At 39.5% G+C, this 16,614-nt stretch carries 12 protein-coding genes; all 12 read right to left on the bottom strand.

What is annotated here, in order from left to right:
- Nucleotides 1-198: 198 nt before the first annotated feature.
- Nucleotides 199-2,523, bottom strand: a complete 2,325-nt coding sequence (locus H5183_RS03430; RefSeq protein WP_145233817.1) for an RND family transporter — start codon at nt 2,521-2,523, stop codon at nt 199-201.
- Nucleotides 2,523-3,524: a YCF48-related protein gene (locus tag H5183_RS03435; protein ID WP_145233815.1), complete on the bottom strand. Its 1,002-nt coding sequence runs from the start codon at nt 3,522-3,524 to the stop codon at nt 2,523-2,525. Before H5183_RS03435 ends, H5183_RS03430 begins: the two co-directional genes overlap by 1 nt.
- Before the next feature lie 153 nt (nt 3,525-3,677).
- Complete coding sequence (locus H5183_RS03440; protein ID WP_145234104.1) at nt 3,678-5,042, bottom strand: DUF1329 domain-containing protein; 1,365 nt, start codon at nt 5,040-5,042, stop codon at nt 3,678-3,680.
- Between the two features lie 10 nt (nt 5,043-5,052).
- Nucleotides 5,053-7,149 (bottom strand): DUF1302 domain-containing protein, encoded by a 2,097-nt coding sequence (locus tag H5183_RS03445; protein ID WP_145233813.1) that lies wholly within the window; start codon nt 7,147-7,149, stop codon nt 5,053-5,055.
- A 246-nt stretch (nt 7,150-7,395) separates the two neighbouring features.
- Complete coding sequence (locus H5183_RS03450; RefSeq protein ID WP_182730953.1) at nt 7,396-7,617, bottom strand: DUF2835 family protein; 222 nt, start codon at nt 7,615-7,617, stop codon at nt 7,396-7,398.
- Nucleotides 7,618-7,620: 3 nt separating this feature from the next.
- Nucleotides 7,621-10,215, bottom strand: coding sequence for an aminopeptidase N (pepN, locus tag H5183_RS03455; RefSeq protein WP_182730954.1), 2,595 nt, complete (start codon nt 10,213-10,215; stop codon nt 7,621-7,623).
- Nucleotides 10,216-10,264: 49 nt separating this feature from the next.
- The gene (gene nhaC / locus H5183_RS03460) at nt 10,265-11,743 is read right to left on the bottom strand and encodes a Na+/H+ antiporter NhaC (RefSeq protein WP_145233807.1); all 1,479 of its coding nucleotides are present in this window, start codon (nt 11,741-11,743) and stop codon (nt 10,265-10,267) included.
- A gap of 162 nt (nt 11,744-11,905) precedes the next feature.
- Entirely contained in the window at nt 11,906-13,945 is a 2,040-nt protein-coding gene (gene prc / locus H5183_RS03465; protein WP_145233805.1) for a carboxy terminal-processing peptidase, read from the bottom strand.
- 26 nt (nt 13,946-13,971) lie between these two features.
- Nucleotides 13,972-14,622 (bottom strand): RNA chaperone ProQ, encoded by a 651-nt coding sequence (gene proQ / locus H5183_RS03470; RefSeq protein WP_145233803.1) that lies wholly within the window; start codon nt 14,620-14,622, stop codon nt 13,972-13,974.
- A gap of 15 nt (nt 14,623-14,637) precedes the next feature.
- On the bottom strand, nt 14,638-14,916 hold the full coding sequence (locus H5183_RS03475; RefSeq protein ID WP_064666123.1) for a hypothetical protein: 279 nt from the start codon (nt 14,914-14,916) through the stop codon (nt 14,638-14,640).
- On the bottom strand, nt 14,913-15,374 hold the full coding sequence (locus H5183_RS03480) for a GAF domain-containing protein (RefSeq protein WP_145233801.1): 462 nt from the start codon (nt 15,372-15,374) through the stop codon (nt 14,913-14,915). Before H5183_RS03480 ends, H5183_RS03475 begins: the two co-directional genes overlap by 4 nt.
- Before the next feature lie 125 nt (nt 15,375-15,499).
- Entirely contained in the window at nt 15,500-15,895 is a 396-nt protein-coding gene (locus tag H5183_RS03485; protein ID WP_145233799.1) for a hypothetical protein, read from the bottom strand.
- Nucleotides 15,896-16,614 lie beyond the last annotated feature (719 nt).

Raw genomic sequence — 16,614 nt, forward strand, 5'->3', positions numbered from 1 at the left:
AAATCTATACCACCTACTTAGATGGAAAATTTGTACAGCAATTTATTGTGTGGAGTCAGGCAAATTCTAACCCTTTTAAAATTAATAAACAGCCCTTTCGATGAAAACATTTTAAGCATTTCAGCTATTTGGTCATCTATTCACAAATTATAGATATAAATGGCCTTTACAGGCCATTTAGGAGCAAAATTATTCACATTATTTTTTCTGGTCAGTCCAGATCAAACTACCAATTGCTGGTAAAAGTAATACTGCGCCAAGCATATTGACTAAAAACATGAAGGTTAACAATATTCCCATGTCCACTTGGAACTTAAGATCAGAGAAAATCCAGGTGCTCACACCAATAGCTAACGTGATACCGGTAAATAACACCGCACTACCACGCTCAACGAGTGCATTACGATACGCCACTGGTAAGGCAACACCTTGCTTTAATTGCCCCATCATCGATGACAAAATATAAATCCCATAATCCACCCCAATACCTACACCTAGTGCAATCACTGGCAACGTTGAAACCGTCAGACCGATTTCAAGTTGTACCATTAAAGCTTGCGCAAGAGTCGATACAATATACAAGGGTAACACTACCGCTATGGTCGCTTTTACACTCTTAAAGCTAATCAAGCATAAAATAATAACTGCACCATAAACGTATAACATCATAGGTAATTGTGCAGCAGAAACTGATTCATTCGTCGCAGCCATGACGCCGACAGGCCCTGAGGCCAGCTTAAACTGCAGCATATCGGTTTGTTCTTCAATGGCAAATTGTTTAACACTGGCAATGATATGTTCAATGGTCTGCGCTTTATGATCATCTAAAAAGATAATCACAGGCATAACTGAACAATCACCATTGAGTAAACCGGTACTGGTTTCGACTCGTGAGGTAGATTGCACCAAACTTGCCGTATTACGAGGCAAACTTTGCCATTTTAAATTACCTTCGTTATACCCGGCATTAACCGACTGCGCTACTGAGCTTAGGGATACTGCTGATTGAACACCTGCTAAGTTTTCAACTTTATATTGAAAACGACTAATGCGCTCCATTACGTCGTGCTCAGTACATGCTGCAGGGTAAGCTTCGACAATCACTTTTAGAATATCGGATGAAATCGTATATTTGTCCGATATTAAAAAGGTATCTTGGTTATAACGGGCATCTTGATGCAATGACGGTGCACCTGCATGTAAATCGCCGATATGCATTTTCCCTGCTTGCCAATAACCTACAGCAAACAATACTAAGGTGCAGCCAATAATGATTTTCGCGCATTTTGGATCCGTGGCTTTGACTAACAGATCACGAATTGAATCAAGTAAGTTTGGTTTTTCGCTGTTGCCTGATTGAATATGAACTGTGTTTTCAAAGCGCATATACGATGCCCATACTGGCAATAAAATCAAATTAGTAAAAATAATAACAGCCACACCTAAACTTGCTGTGATAGCCAGTTCACGAATTATACCTATATCTATGGTTAGTAACGTCAAAAAGCCGACCGTGTCTGACAGCAATGCAATACCACCGGGTATTAACAGCGATCTAAAACTAGCCTGACAGCAAAGACGCGTATTACTGCTTCCTTCGGCGACTTTTTTACCTATTGCATTGATCATCTGTACGCCATGACTTACGCCGATTGCGAACACTAAGAATGGTACTAGAATCGACATTGGATCTAGACCAAAGCCTAAGCTCGACAATATCCCTAACTGCCAAACCACGGCAATAATTGAACAGGCTATAGGTAAAATAGTGAGCTTGATGCTGCCGCAAAATAACCACACCATGATGAAAGTAAACGCGATAGCAATAGCAAAAAATAACACAACCCCTTTCGCACCTTCGGCAATATCACCGGCCATTTTGGCAAAACCAATAATGTGGATACTTACTTTATCAGTGCTCAATGGCTCTCTAATTTCGCTTTCTAGCTTTTGTGCAAACGCTAACGTATCTAATTTTTCTTGCGTTTGCGGATCAGTTTCCATCAACTGCGCGGTTACCATCGCACACGAATAATCAGAGGCAATCATCCTGCCTACGACTTTCGCTTTTTCGATATTCTCTTTAACAACCGCTAAGCCTCGTTGATCAGCAGTAAAATTGGCGGGAATAATTGGCCCACCCGCAAAACCGTCTTCAACAACTTCAACAAAACGTGCACTGGGTGAAAAAATTGAATTCACTAACGGACGATTCACCCCAGGAATAAAATATAACTGATCATGAACGGCTTTTAATTGGGTGAAAAACTCAGGATTAAAAATATCACCGCTATCATCACACACTGAGATCAAAATACTATTTGCGCCACCAAATTGCTTTTCATGCTTTAAATACACTTTCATATAATCATGATTAAGCGGAATATTTTTATTAAATGAAGCATCAAGTTGGATTTGTGTGGCTTTAAAACCTAAAAAACATGTTATTAAAATAAAACTTATCACCATCATTAATCGATGACGAAAAACTGCTTTCTCTAAAAAATTGACGATTGTGTGCATTATGGAGCCATCCCCTTCACTTTAATGCCATTTTCTGATGCCATAACCAATTGATTTTCAAAAATAACGGCATCAAGAATTGCTTTACCATCCGCTAACTGCTCAATAGTAAGTTGATTATTTTTATAGTGGAAAATCACACCGCTGTTGGCAAGTAACAACCATTGATTATCACCGCTAGCGATAATACTATTGATTGTGGCGGTTTTATTATTACTTATTGGTTGCCATTGCTCACCTACCTGACGGCTAAAAATATTGCCTCTTAAACCCGCAACTATTTCTTGCCCTTGTTCATCGCTGGCATAAGCAAAAAAGGAACCCCGGTAGATTTCTTCATCGCGTTGCCATGTTTTTCCGTTGTCTGTACTGTGCGCTAACAAACCCATTTCGCCCACTAACATAAGTTTATCTTTTGTTGTGACAATACGATTAAAGTGCGGCAATATTGATGCAGTTTCGGCTTCATAGCCTTGTGGATCTGATTCTTTTAAATCATTTAAGTAATCTCTATCATCTGCAAATAATAAAGAATCCAGAAATCGCTTTTGCCAATGTTTGCCACCATCACTGGTTTCATAAAACATACCATAGGCACCCACAGCAAAGCCGTGAAGTTCACTGGTAAATAAAATATCTAAGCAAGGTTTATCTAATTGCGTGTTCACCTGTTGCAACTGCCAGTTTGCACCACCATCATTGGTATGAATAATAGTCGCATCATGCCCGCAAGCCCAACCAAGTTCACTGCCACTGAAGGCAACCGCCGTTAATAACACTTGCGTTGGAACGCTCGCTTGTTGCCAATTTTTTGCATTACTGCTTGTAATTATAGTGCCATGTTTTCCGACAGCGACCAGTTGCTTTCCTGTGTATTCAATATCAGTCAACAGGGTTTTATCTGCTTTAGTTGCGACAATTGCAGCAAGTGGTTCAGCTGCAATAGAAAGAGTTGAAAGGCTCGCCACAGCGGCAAGACCTGCATAAAGCATGTACTTCATAAATTAAAATCGCCTTGAAAAGAATGTGTTTGTCGGTATATAACGTGCAGTCGGGGGACTCGGTTAGTGTCATGACCCAGTGCGTGTCAGAGTGACAAACGCGATTTGAAATAATAAAAAAGCACCTAGATAATTCCAGGTGCTTAGAGTGTATTAACGACCTTCGCGGCGCAGTGCACTTGAGGTAAATTCATTATCATTAAACGATTGTGAGAAATCATACATTTTCTCTTGGTTATCTAAACCAATCGCTAGGTAACGGCGTGAATTCAAATCGTAGTAAACGTCTAACGTACTCCAGTTAGTGAGCGCATCGTAATAGTTAATTGTATGAGCCATCGCTACACGGTACATTTGGTCACGGTTATCATAGATATCCGTCACTTGAACTTGCCAGCTATCTTCATCAATATAAAATACGCGCTTCTTATAAATATGACGAGTGTCGCCTTTCAGATCTGCTTCTACAACCCAAACACGGTGTTTTTCATAACGCACATGTTCCGGGTTGATGTGACCGGCCATCAGAATATCGTCATACTGTAACTTATCACTGTGTAGCTTATAACTATTGTATGGTACATAAAGCTCTTGCTTACCTTTGAGCGTCCATGTATAGCGGTTTGGCGAACCGTTAAACATATCGAAATCATCGGTTGTACGCAAGCTATCAGCTGCTGTTCCTGGTGCATCATAAGCAACATTAGGCGCGCGACGAACACGACGCTGGCCAGAATTGTAAGTCCACGCTTGTCGTGGAGTTAAAATTTGGTCCATGGTTTCATGAACTAATAGCGCCGTGCCAGCTAAACGCGCAGGTTCGGTGACTTTTTGTTTAAATTTAAACAAAATATTAGATTCTTGTAACTCTGCAGGTGTTGCTTTTGGATCTGAGTACTTAACTAACAGTTGCTCATCAAAGCCAACCATATTATACGAACCTGAGGCTGTTGGAGCCGCTTGACCGCCAAAACGCTCAATTGACAGACCACGGTAGCGTAATAAATGGTTCCAAATTGCCTCTAAGCCAGTTTTTGGAATAGGAAAAGGAATGCCAATAGCAGTATTTTTTATCCCATTACCTTCTTCAATCAACTCTGCAGTTGGTGCGTATTGTTTTGTTGCATCATAGACAAACTGTGGGTTTGAAGCACTGCGATGAGTAGTATAGATGTTCATTTTAAACGTATCTGGATACGCTTCAAAAAGAGCTACTTGACCAGGACTTAAATTTGCTTTGTATTTATCAACATTTGATTTATCAATGGTGAAAAGTACTTTGTCGTCAGCATACGGATCTGGATGATGCATTCCCGGCGTATAACCTGCCGGTGCTTTAGTAATACCACCTGTCCATGCCGGAATTGAGCCATCAGCATTACCCGCTTTTTCAGCACCTAATGGGGTTAGATCTGCACCTAAGCGCGCAACTTCTTCGCTCGTCATTTTTGCAACGACCGCTGTTGTAGAAAATAAACTACATAGCGTTAGTGCAATGAGGGTAGGTTTTTTTATCATCATGATACCCTTAAATTGAATATTTAATATTAAAAGAAACAAAATCACGGTCTGAGAAAGTATTGGTATCTCCGCCACCCCAGAAAGAGTTGTAGCTAAAGTCAAATGACCATGCATTTTGATAATTAAAGTTGGCTGTCACTCCAAGTGACTTGCGATCTTCAATAAACAAGAACATCGGGTCTGGTGTGTTACCATTTACATCATGTGAGAAAACAAAGCGAGGTGAAAAATTAACTCCTTTAAAGAAGTTGTAATAATCGCCTTTAGCAATTAAGCGATATCCCCATGATGATGCTGTCGCAAACTCTTTTTGTTCGGGGCCATTAGACAAAGCCATATGAAGTGTTGAGTAATCATCTGCATTAGGGCCGGTCATAATACCGCTTCGACCAGTGCCTGAAACATTTAAACGCATTTCATCGTATTCAGGCATATTATTTATGCGCACGCCGCCAATTTCACCCACTACAGCCCAGCTATCTGCACCCAGTGATGGGCCAAATAAATGTGTTGCTGTAAACTGCAATTGGCTAGTATTACGCTCAATATAACCTTTTGCTAATTCCCCAGGGCCTACAACACTAACTGCGTTACCCTGACTCATTTGTGAAATACCGGCAAACTCAGGACGAAGTCCCGCTAACGCTAATTGCTCAGGCATAGCAGCATAAAGCAATTCTACGTCATCGATTTGTAGTGGTTCGTCTTCACGGAAGGTGAACTCACCAGCAAACGCCGTTTCACCTATTGATGTATTAAAGCTTAACCCATACAATTTAATATCTTCTGGATACTCATTGGTTGCTTTAGCAAATGCTTTTAAATCAGAGACATTGTCAGAGGTAATTTTAGTCGTTGCTAACATGGCTAAATCTTGGGCCAGTGACGCTTGTGTAAAGTTAGATACGCGACCTGAAATAAGAGGACGGCGGCTATGGTAGTTTACATGGTAAAGTGCAACTTCAGTGTCATAAAAATCTGGTAAAAACATACCTAAACGTAAACCATATTGACCACCATCATCAGGCTCAGTTTTACCATCATCCCCTTTGCCTTTAAGAGCGACTTTAGTAGGGTATGCCAGATAAGTTTGTGCCAATAATGCTTGCCCTGCGGGACTTGCAGGGTCGATCCCTTTAGCGGCAGCAGCTTGACCAAAGGTAGTCATCAAATTATTTAAGCTATCAGTTAAAAACGCTAAATCGATATCTGGGTTGGAGGTAAAACCAAGCTGTACATTTTGCTGATAACCATTTTCAGCGGCAAAGTCATTGGTTGAAAAATACGTTCCAGCTGCAGGTAAACGTGTTTCATGCCATTGGTATTGGTAAAAGCCTTCCAAAGTCACATTTTCAGTGATCCCTAAAGATGCCCATAACATACCAACTGGAATAAAAGCTTCTTTAAGCTCTGCACCCGGCGCTTTTAACCGATCAATATCGACCGGATTTACGTTAATACCGTGAGAAATTAATGTACTTTCTCCCCAGTTTATAACTTGTTGTCCTAGACGAATAGAAAGTGGGTTATTGCCGTCATTTAAATCAAAGTTAGCCCATACGTAAGCATCTAATAGACGAATATCTGCGCAGCTTTGTTTCTTTGTGTCTTTATCATCACAAGGATCAACTCCTTGCCCTGAAGTTGGATTAACATAGGCACGATCGCCATCCATCAATTCAAAATCATAAAAATACATAAATCGAGTAAATAGACCATAGTTATCTTTGTTGATAGATAAATCATGCGTCCCTTTCAACAGCTTTGAAAAAGATTCACCGCTATCAAAGTTCAAATCACCAGCGTCGCCGTTATTAGAGTAAGAGCCAGGTTGGGCCCAGACATCTTGCGCTGAATAAATTGGATTTAATACAGAGTTATAACCTGTCCAATCAAAAGACGGGTTATTACTTTTACCTATTAAGTTAAAGTTTCGGTCTTCAACACGGATACTTTGTCCATAAGAAAAAGCAGAGTCGAAGGTTATATCAAACCCTCCAGCCTCAAACGTTGCAGCCTGTGTGTGTGCTGCTGATAACCCTAAAGTAGCGGCTGCGATGCCTAGTACTAGTTTATTTTTAACAAAAAGCGATCTTCTTATCATTGTGTGTTCCCCCTGTCGCGGGTAATTTTGTGATCAAGTTATTGTTTTTAGTGTAGTCGTAACGATAGAAGCGAAATAAAGAAATTACAAATAGAACGCGTTCAATCGGTCATAATTTTTCTGTTTAGTTGACGTTAACCTAATGGTAAGACGTCCTACCAGATAATTTATACACGTAAATTAACAATAGGACAAATCGAATTAACAAAAAAACAATATTATAAGTGATTATTTTAAAATATTGTTTTAGGCAATACGCTCCAAACGTAAAAATTTATACTCTGGAGTAAGCAAAAGTCGAAAGCGCCCTCTTACCCCTAAAGAGGAAATAAAAGGACGCAAATGGCTGGCGGCAAAACGTACTTTTTTGCCACCATCTTCAATTACTTGAACTGATGTATACTTACCTTCGTAGTAATCCATGCACTGCTTGTAGGTTAAGTTCAGTAAAAAATAATATTCGATCATAATTTATTGTAGTGCTTTATCAACTTTTTCAAACAAGTCATCACTTAAATTATCAAGCAAAGCTAGGCGTTGCAGCTGAGCTTTGATTGCAACTGAACGTACCTCATCATATCTGCGCCATGACATAAATGGCGTTAACATACGTGATGCATTTTGGGGGTTGATTGCATTAAGCTTAACTAGTAAGTCACCTAGCAATTGATAACCTGTACCATCTTCACGGTGAAACTGTGCGGTATTAAAATGACTAAAACTGCCCACTAGTGCCCTGACACGGTTTGGGTTTGAAAAATCAAAACAAGGGTGATCATATAACTTTTTGATATTAGTAATGGCGTCATCGCCACCTTGCATTGCTTGCAATGCAAACCACTTATCCATCACTAACACATCATGGCGCCACTGACTGTCAAATTGGTTTAACAACTCTTTTGCTAATGGATTATCAGCTTTTACCACTGCACTGAGCGCGGCGAGTACATTGGTCATATTGTTTGAATTAGCAGTACTAACAAGAAGTTGATTGATATCAAGCTCATTAATTTTTGCCAAATAATGCAAGCACATACCTTTTAATGCACGTATAGCGACAGCTGTTGCACTTACAGAGCCGTCATCAATTAAACTTTGATAACAGTCTAATAACTCACTACGCAGTTGCTGAGCAATTTGTAACTCAAACTGATTTGTCACCGCAACCAATTGATCCACAGGGATCACATTAAACTCAGCTGCGAGGGTATCAAAACTAGGCAGCTTTAATAATTCAGCAATTAAAGCTAAATCTCCCTCCTGATCAACTAATAAACTACGTAATGCAGTAATAATTGCTGGATCCAATTGATTATTTTCAGGTGTTATAATGGCCCCTTTAACCGCCCCAATGAACAATTGTTGTTGAGCATCCCAACGCGAAAAGTCACTGCGCGCAAAGCGCATAATGTGTAATAATTCAGTGGCTGTATTTTGTTGCTCAACAATACACGGCGCAGAGAAATCCTCTAGTAGCACCGCTACAGGCTTCGCGGTTAAACCATCAAAGCTAAACGTTTGCTGCGCTGTTGTGACATCTAAGACATGATCAAGTGGCTGTCCTTCAAACTGTAAAGAGACAGACTCGCCCTGTTGATTAAGTAGCTCAATAGCAAATGGGATATGTAATGGCGCATTTTCTGGCTGATTAAGCGGTGCCAGCTGCTCTATATGCAGTGAAAAAGTACCACTGAGCTTATCATACTCTTGTTTTACGATTAGCCGTGGTGTGCCAGCTTGGCTATACCAACGTTTAAACTGAGTTAAATCGATACCTGAGGCATCACTCATAGCCGCAACAAAATCATCACAGGTAACGGCTTGCCCATCATGACGCTGAAAATAAAGTGCCATGCCCTGCTGGAACTTTTCTTCTCCCAATAACGTGTGCATCATACGGATAACTTCAGCGCCTTTGTCGTACACAGTTACTGTATAGAAGTTATTCATCTCAATCACTTGTTCAGGACGGATCGGATGTGCCATAGGACCGGCATCTTCACTGAATTGATGAGTACGCATTACTTTAACCGCATCAATACGATTCAGTGCCCGCGAGCCTAAATCACTGCTAAACTCTTGATCACGAAAAACTGTTAAGCCTTCTTTTAACGACAGTTGAAACCAATCACGACAAGTCACTCGGTTCCCTGTCCAGTTATGAAAATACTCATGGCCAACGATTGACTCTATAGTGTGATAATCTTTATCAGTGGCGGTTTCTTGATTAGCCAACACACATTTAGAGTTGAAAATATTCAGACCTTTATTTTCCATCGCGCCCATATTGAAAAAATCCACAGCAACGATCATGTAAATATCTAAATCATACTCAAGATTAAAACGCTGCTCATCCCACTGCATTGATTTTTTAAGTGATGCCATCGCATGAGGAGTTTTCGGTAAATTCCCTTTATCAACAAACAAGGCTAAATCTATTGTACGACCACTTTGAGTAACAAAGGTATCTTCAAGTACATCAAAGTCCCCTGCAACAAGTGCGAACAAGTAACTTGGCTTTTTGAATGGGTCTTGCCATTTTGCAAAGTGACGGCCATTGTCTAATTTACCTTCCGCTAATTTATTACCATTTGATAATAAATGAGTAAACTGCTCGTCAGCAATAATCGTCACGTCAAAGCTTGCAAGTACATCTGGGCGGTCAAGATAATAGGTTATTTTTCTAAAGCCTTGCGCTTCACATTGTGTACAATACGCACCGCCAGATAGATATAAACCTTCTAAAGATGTGTTAGTTTTTGGCGCTATTTCATTAACGATTGTAAGCTGGCATTGCGCTGGTAAATTATGGATCACAAGCTGCTCATCAAGTAGGTCATAATCTGTATATGCGTTATTATCTACAGTAATTGAGATCAGCGTCAAATCAATGCCATCAAGCACTAAATCTGCCACACCAGCTATTTTTTTCGTGATCGTCATTACACTCGTAACACGGGTGTTTAACGGCAATAAATCGAAGGTCAAATCAATGTGATCAATTAAAAATGGTGGAGCTTGGTAATCTTTAAGATACTGTGCTTGAGGTTTTTTTAATGCAGTCATGTGAAACTCCAAAGTGGCTCCTCTTAGCAGAGGAGCGTATAATTTATGGCTATTGTTTTGGCTTAATACGTAAAATTTTAATGCCTAGGTAAGCATAAATAACAGCTAGTAATGGATTTATAAGATTAAAAAATGCATATAGCGCATAATCAAATGGGTTGATCAGTAATACACTTTGCATATATGCACCACAGGTATTCCAAGGGATCAGGGGACTGGTGATCGTCCCGCCATCTTCTAATGTTCTTGATAAATTAACAGGTTTCAAACCACGCTTTGCATATTCTTCTTTAAACATCCGACCAGGGACCACAATAGCGATATACTGATCTGCAGCAATTACATTGGTACCAATACAGGTCGCAATAGTAGCAGTAATTAAAGAGCCAGTGCTTTTCGCAATTTTAAGAATACTTTTTACAAAAATATCTAATAAACCTGTTTTTTCCATAATGGCGCCAAACATCAATGCCGTCATAATCAGCCACGTTGTGGTTAACATGCCAGACATTCCACCACCACTGAGTAATGAATCCATTTTTTCATCGCCTGTGAGGATACTAAAGCCATCAAAAAATGTACTCCAAACCAATTTAAAATAACCGACAATTTGCCCCTGAGAGCCATCAATTTGTGTTGCAATTAGGTCTGATTGAAAGATCATTGCCCATACTGCACCAAGTACCGCACCGATTGAAATTGCCGGAAATGCAGGCATTTTTTTAATTGCTAACACCAGTAAAACAATCAGTGGCACCAGCATCTCTAAACCTATATTAAAGTTTTGTTGTAGAATAGCGGTTATTTCATCAATACGCCCAGCCTCACTTGACGCTGTGGCATTAAAGCCCATAAAAATAAAGATGATTAGTGCAATCACAAAACTTGGTACAGTCGTCCATAGCATATGATGAATATGCTCGAATAAATCAGCTCCCACAACCGCAGGAGCTAAATTTGTTGTTTCAGACAGTGGACTGAGTTTATCGCCAAAGTAAGCCCCAGATATTACGGCACCGGCCGTCACTGTTTGCTCTAATCCAAGGCCAGTAGCAACACCGAGTAGCGCTACACCTATTGTCGCCGCCGTGGTCCAAGAGCTACCAATACTCATTGCTACAATGCCACAAATTAAACAGCTTGCTGCGTAAAACCAACTAGGATTAATTACCTGTAAACCATAATAAATAAGCGTAGGTACAGTGCCTGACAGCAGCCAAGTGCCGATCAGCGCGCCAACCATTAACAAAATTAATATAGCGCCCAAAGATAGAGTGATCCCCTCTATCATCGCTTGTTCAAGTTTTTTCCAAGTATAGCCATTTTTAAGGCCAATAAGTGCAGCTGTAAATGTAGCAAACAGTAGCGCAATTTGATTCGGTCCTGATGACGAACTATCGCCAAATAAATAGACCGCAGCACCTAATAAACAAATCAGTACAGAAATTGGGATCAAGGCATCGAAAAAGCTGGCCTGTAGGATGGGTTTTTCTTTTTGTGAATTCAAAATTGAGACTCCTACGCGCATTTTTATGCGCGTTTAATTATTATTTTTTAGCACAGACGCGACGCTTAGCCTAACTAAGTTACTTACTTTTGTCAGCGTTTAATCAGTAATTATAGCAATATCAAGAGTTTTAGGCAGCAAAAAAGGCGCCAAAGCGCCTTTTTTATTAATATGTAAAACAAGTTATTTCTTAGCTACACGACCAAACTTAATATAATCTTGGGTAATTAATGCAGCTTCTTCTAGGAATGGATCTAAGTCGTCTAAGACATCAGGCGCATCATCCAAGCTCTCAATCGGTTTTTCACCTAAACGAGTAAGCCTTTCATTAGTACGAGCTAATGCACGCGCTTCACCATCGTCTTTTTCTTTAATACGCTGCGCTTCTACAAGAGAAATAGTTTTCCGGTCTTTCTCTTCTTTATAACGCGTAATATCTTGAAAAACATAGTTAAACTCTGGTTCTGATTTAATGCGTTCAGCATGCGCTTTGCTTAAGTAAGCAATGGCTGGGTGTAAGTCATCAACCGAGTTATATTTGGCGCGTACGATACTGTCCCACGGTAATGCATTATCCTCTTGGCTTTCACCCCATTCCGCTGGATCAATTGCTGATGGGAATGAAATATCTGGGATCACACCTTTATGCTGTGTGCTACCACCATTGATACGATAGAACTTTGCAATCGTATATTGCACACTGCCAAGTGGATTATCGTATAAATCGTAAGCACGGCCTAAGCCCTTATGCTGCTGCACAGTGCCTTTACCAAACGTTTGCTCACCAATTATTACTGCTCGACCATAGTCTTGCATCGCTGCGGCGAAAATCTCAGAGGCAGATGCGCTGTAACGATCAACAAGCACCGTAAGAGGACCATCGTAAAACGTAACACCATCACGGTCTTTTTGCTCTTCAATGCGATTATTTAGAGTATGAATTTGTACTACTGGACCTTGGTCAAAAAACAAACCAGATAGTTGTGTTGCTTCATATAATGAACCACCACCATTTTGACGTAGGTCAATTATAATGCCATCTACTTTGGCTTCTTTTAATTTCGCCAATTCTACTTTAACGTCTTTAGACAAGTTGTTGTAGAAACCAGGGATCTCAATAACACCTATTTTGCTGGTTAAATCAGAATATTTTGCTTTGAATACTTCTGATTTTGCAGCTCTATCTTCGAGGCGAATTTTATCGCGAATAATTTCAACTACTTTAGGCGCGCCATGATCATCAGCACCTTTTAAGTATTGTAACCGCACCTTAGTGCCTTTTGGTCCTTTGATTAAATCAACTACGTCATCTAAACGCCAGCCAATGACATCAACAAATTCTTCTTTGTCTTGAGCAACGCCGATAATACGGTCGTCAGCTTTAATTTGCTCCGATTTATCAGCAGGTCCACCTGGAACCAAGCTGCGAATAACCGTGTAGTCTTCGTCGTAGCTTAGTACTGCACCAATACCTTCTAGTTCAAGATCCATGTCCATTTTGAACTGTTCAGCTCTGCGTGGCGATAAATAGGAGGTATGTGCTTCAATACTTCGCGCAAAAGAGTTCATTACTATCTGAAATACATCTTCACTATTGGTTTGCACTAAACGTTTTTGTGCATTGTGATAACGCTTAGTTAATAATTCTTTTATACCAGGCCAATCTTTGCCGGTCATTTTTAATCGTAATGCATCATATTTTACACGTTCACGCCAAAGCTCATCTAACTCAGCTTGCGTTTGTGACCAATCAGCATCTTCACGATCAAAGTAATATTCATCCGCATTATCAAAGGTCATTGGTGTTTCAAGTAACTTTAAAGAATACTCATAACGCTCAAAACGACGCTGCATGCTTAGGTTGAAAATATCAAAGGTAAAATCAAGTTTACCGGTCGTTAATGCATTATCAAATTGGTTGCGGTATTGCTCAAATGAGGCAATATCCGCAGCCAAAAAGACGCTTTTATTAAAATCAAGGGATTCGATATAACGGTCAAACACTTTACTTGAAAGTGCGTCATCAAAACGAATTGGTTTATAATGTGCACGAGTAAATAAGTTTGTCACCCGTTTGCTAGCCGTACTATGCTGACTCTCTTGCGTAAGTACTGGCAAGTCTTTTGCTGTAACTACATCATTAACATCAGCAATATCTGATGCAAATAATAAACCTGAATACAGGGCGGCAACTAACGGAATGAGCTTAAACTTCTGACTCATACACAACTCCTTAATTTATATACAGCTTAAATAATGTACAGGCTGTCTGCTTTAGTTTTAACTTGCATGCCAGTTACCAACTCTACATGAACGTCTTCTTTGTTCACTTCAGTGATTACTGCATTAACAAGGGCTTGGCCAAGTTTAACTTTAACTTTGTTATTAACCTTGACCTCACTTGCTGGTAAAGGTTCAATTTTACCTGAACGTTTAACCGGCGCAGCTTTTGCTGGTGTGGTATTAACTTTAGCGTTTTTATCGCCTGGTTTAGCGAATTGGCCTGGTTTCTTTTTGTAAGATTTTGTGTCTGAATCATTACGTGGACGTTGTGACTTTTTACGTTTAGCCATTTTCGCCCGACTTTCTTCAAGTGCTTTTTGAGCATGATCAATATGTTCTTGCTCCACTTTAGCACCTTGATTTCCATCAAGATCAATACGAAACTCAGACTTAGTAACAGCTTCTAAATAACGCCAGTTAGACGTATACTTTCTCAGCGCTTGACGTACTTGCGTCTTACTTACTTTTTCAGAACCTTCAATTCGCTCAGCGATATCTTTAAAGATACCTACTTTCAGCGGCTTGATACCGTCTTTTTGTTTAAAACATTCTGGGAATTCTTGGTATAAAAATTCCAATACTTCATTAATATCTTTTAGCTTGTTTGTGGTTTCCATTTTAGAACCTATTTTTCACATCTTTTCATCAAGGGACGAATCGACGTAGTGTGTTACCCAGTCGACCAACTCTTCAAAGTCGGCTTCAATTACAGCCATATCGCCTCGAAGGTGTTCCCAAATACCGTTAATTATTTCATCAATTAATTCACATTCAGTGTCATCAGGAAGACGATCCCATGCAATATGAATTAAATCGTTGAGCGTTTCCGCTACATGCTCTTCATCCCCTTCCCAATCACCTACATCAGTGATGGCAAACAGATAATCCTGTACATTTACTAAGTCTTTCATGCAATAGTTGCCTCAAAACATGCGACGAGTGCTTCTAAACCTTGCTTATCATCAACATCAAACCTAGCAATACTTGGGCTGTCGATATCTAAAACAGCAAATACTTCACCATTTTTATGAATAGGTATTACTATTTCAGAATTAGACGCTGCATCACAGGCAATATGACCTGCGAATGCATGTACATCTTCAACTAGTTGAGTTTGTGCAGTTGCAGCGGCAGTTCCACAGACACCCTTTCCGACAGGAATTCGGATACATGCAGGATTACCTTGAAACGGACCAAGCACTAATTCAGTTGGTGAATCCATCAAATAAAAACCAGCCCAATTTACATCATCGAGTGACGTAAATAACAGCGCGCTAATATTCGCCATATTGGCAATAATGTTAGGTTCACCAGTAATTAGCGATTCAGTTTGTTTAACTAATGACTGGTAAAATTCTTGCTTTTGCATACCAAACTACTTCTTATCAAACATACAGTAGCTAAAGGTACTCTTTGTCGCCAATAATTGAAACCTTTTCAGGGCAAAAAAAAGCAATTTGCCCTAATTTTCAGCAAGCTTGGTTAATAATTCTGCTATTGAGGAGGTTGTTGTTTTATCGCACCTAACCTTAATCCATATAAAAACAGTCCCGCCGCTAAAGCTGACATCGCGGTATTAATTAAAAAGACCATACCACCTGTTGCACTGAGTAAGTAACTAAAAATTGCACCACCGAGTAAACCTAATGTCAGTACTCCCGAATAATTAACTTTCGCGTACTTGTACATCAATAAATATCCGGGTACTACAAAAGCAGCCATGGTTAAACCGACAATATGCGCGTTAGCTATCGCACTCATAAGTAACTGAAAAAAGGTAGTCAGCGGATCGGTATTGAGCGTTAATGCATAATAAACTCCTAACACACTGCCAATGATCACAGGTGAAAGTAATGATAACCCAACACTTTTTGCAAGCCGATGTTTCATAATGCGTCCTTAAAATCATACCTGAATAAATACTAAGGATGCATGATGTTTTACAACATCGAAATAGAGACTATGGTCGTAATTTACGATGATAAATCATACAGCAATCATGATAGGCTAATTTTGATGCCCGTTTAACCTAAGCAAGATCCAGTTTTAAACCGTTATAGAGTTTAGCGTTATTCACTTTACAGAAAAGTATAATTTAGCCTCTGTATATACAGAGGCTATAAATTTACAGTTGATTGATTTTTCTCGATAAATCAATGCTACTGTGGTCACTATTTCTTCAAGTTCAATGACTCTTGCAACTAGAATCTCTAATTTCTTTTGCATCGCTAAGACAGTATCGGTTCTCTTTGCTTGTTCTAAGAAAAACAACTCTCTTTTAACTAATTTTTTCTAAAAAAAGTAATGTTTAATTATTAGCAATAATACAAAAGGTGAACTAAAAACTATCATGACCAAAACAATCCAAGCATCATTATCTCCATTAAATATTTTGAGTGGGTGTTCTAATAAACAGAGTCGAACTATGTGGTTGATTTTGAAATAGTGACGAGAGTGTTACTTCACGCTTTTTCCCACGTCGGATATGTAGGTTAACGTAAACGATACTCAGAATAATGGCTTTTGCTTTGAATAGATTTTTTTAAATCGCCAGCTGCGCCACCAGACATATTAAATATAACGTAAGCCGCATTCGCAATATAACCAAG

Origin of the sequence: Pseudoalteromonas sp. SR44-8 (assembly GCF_014163635.1) — a bacterium.
Classification (GTDB): domain Bacteria; phylum Pseudomonadota; class Gammaproteobacteria; order Enterobacterales; family Alteromonadaceae; genus Pseudoalteromonas; species Pseudoalteromonas rhizosphaerae.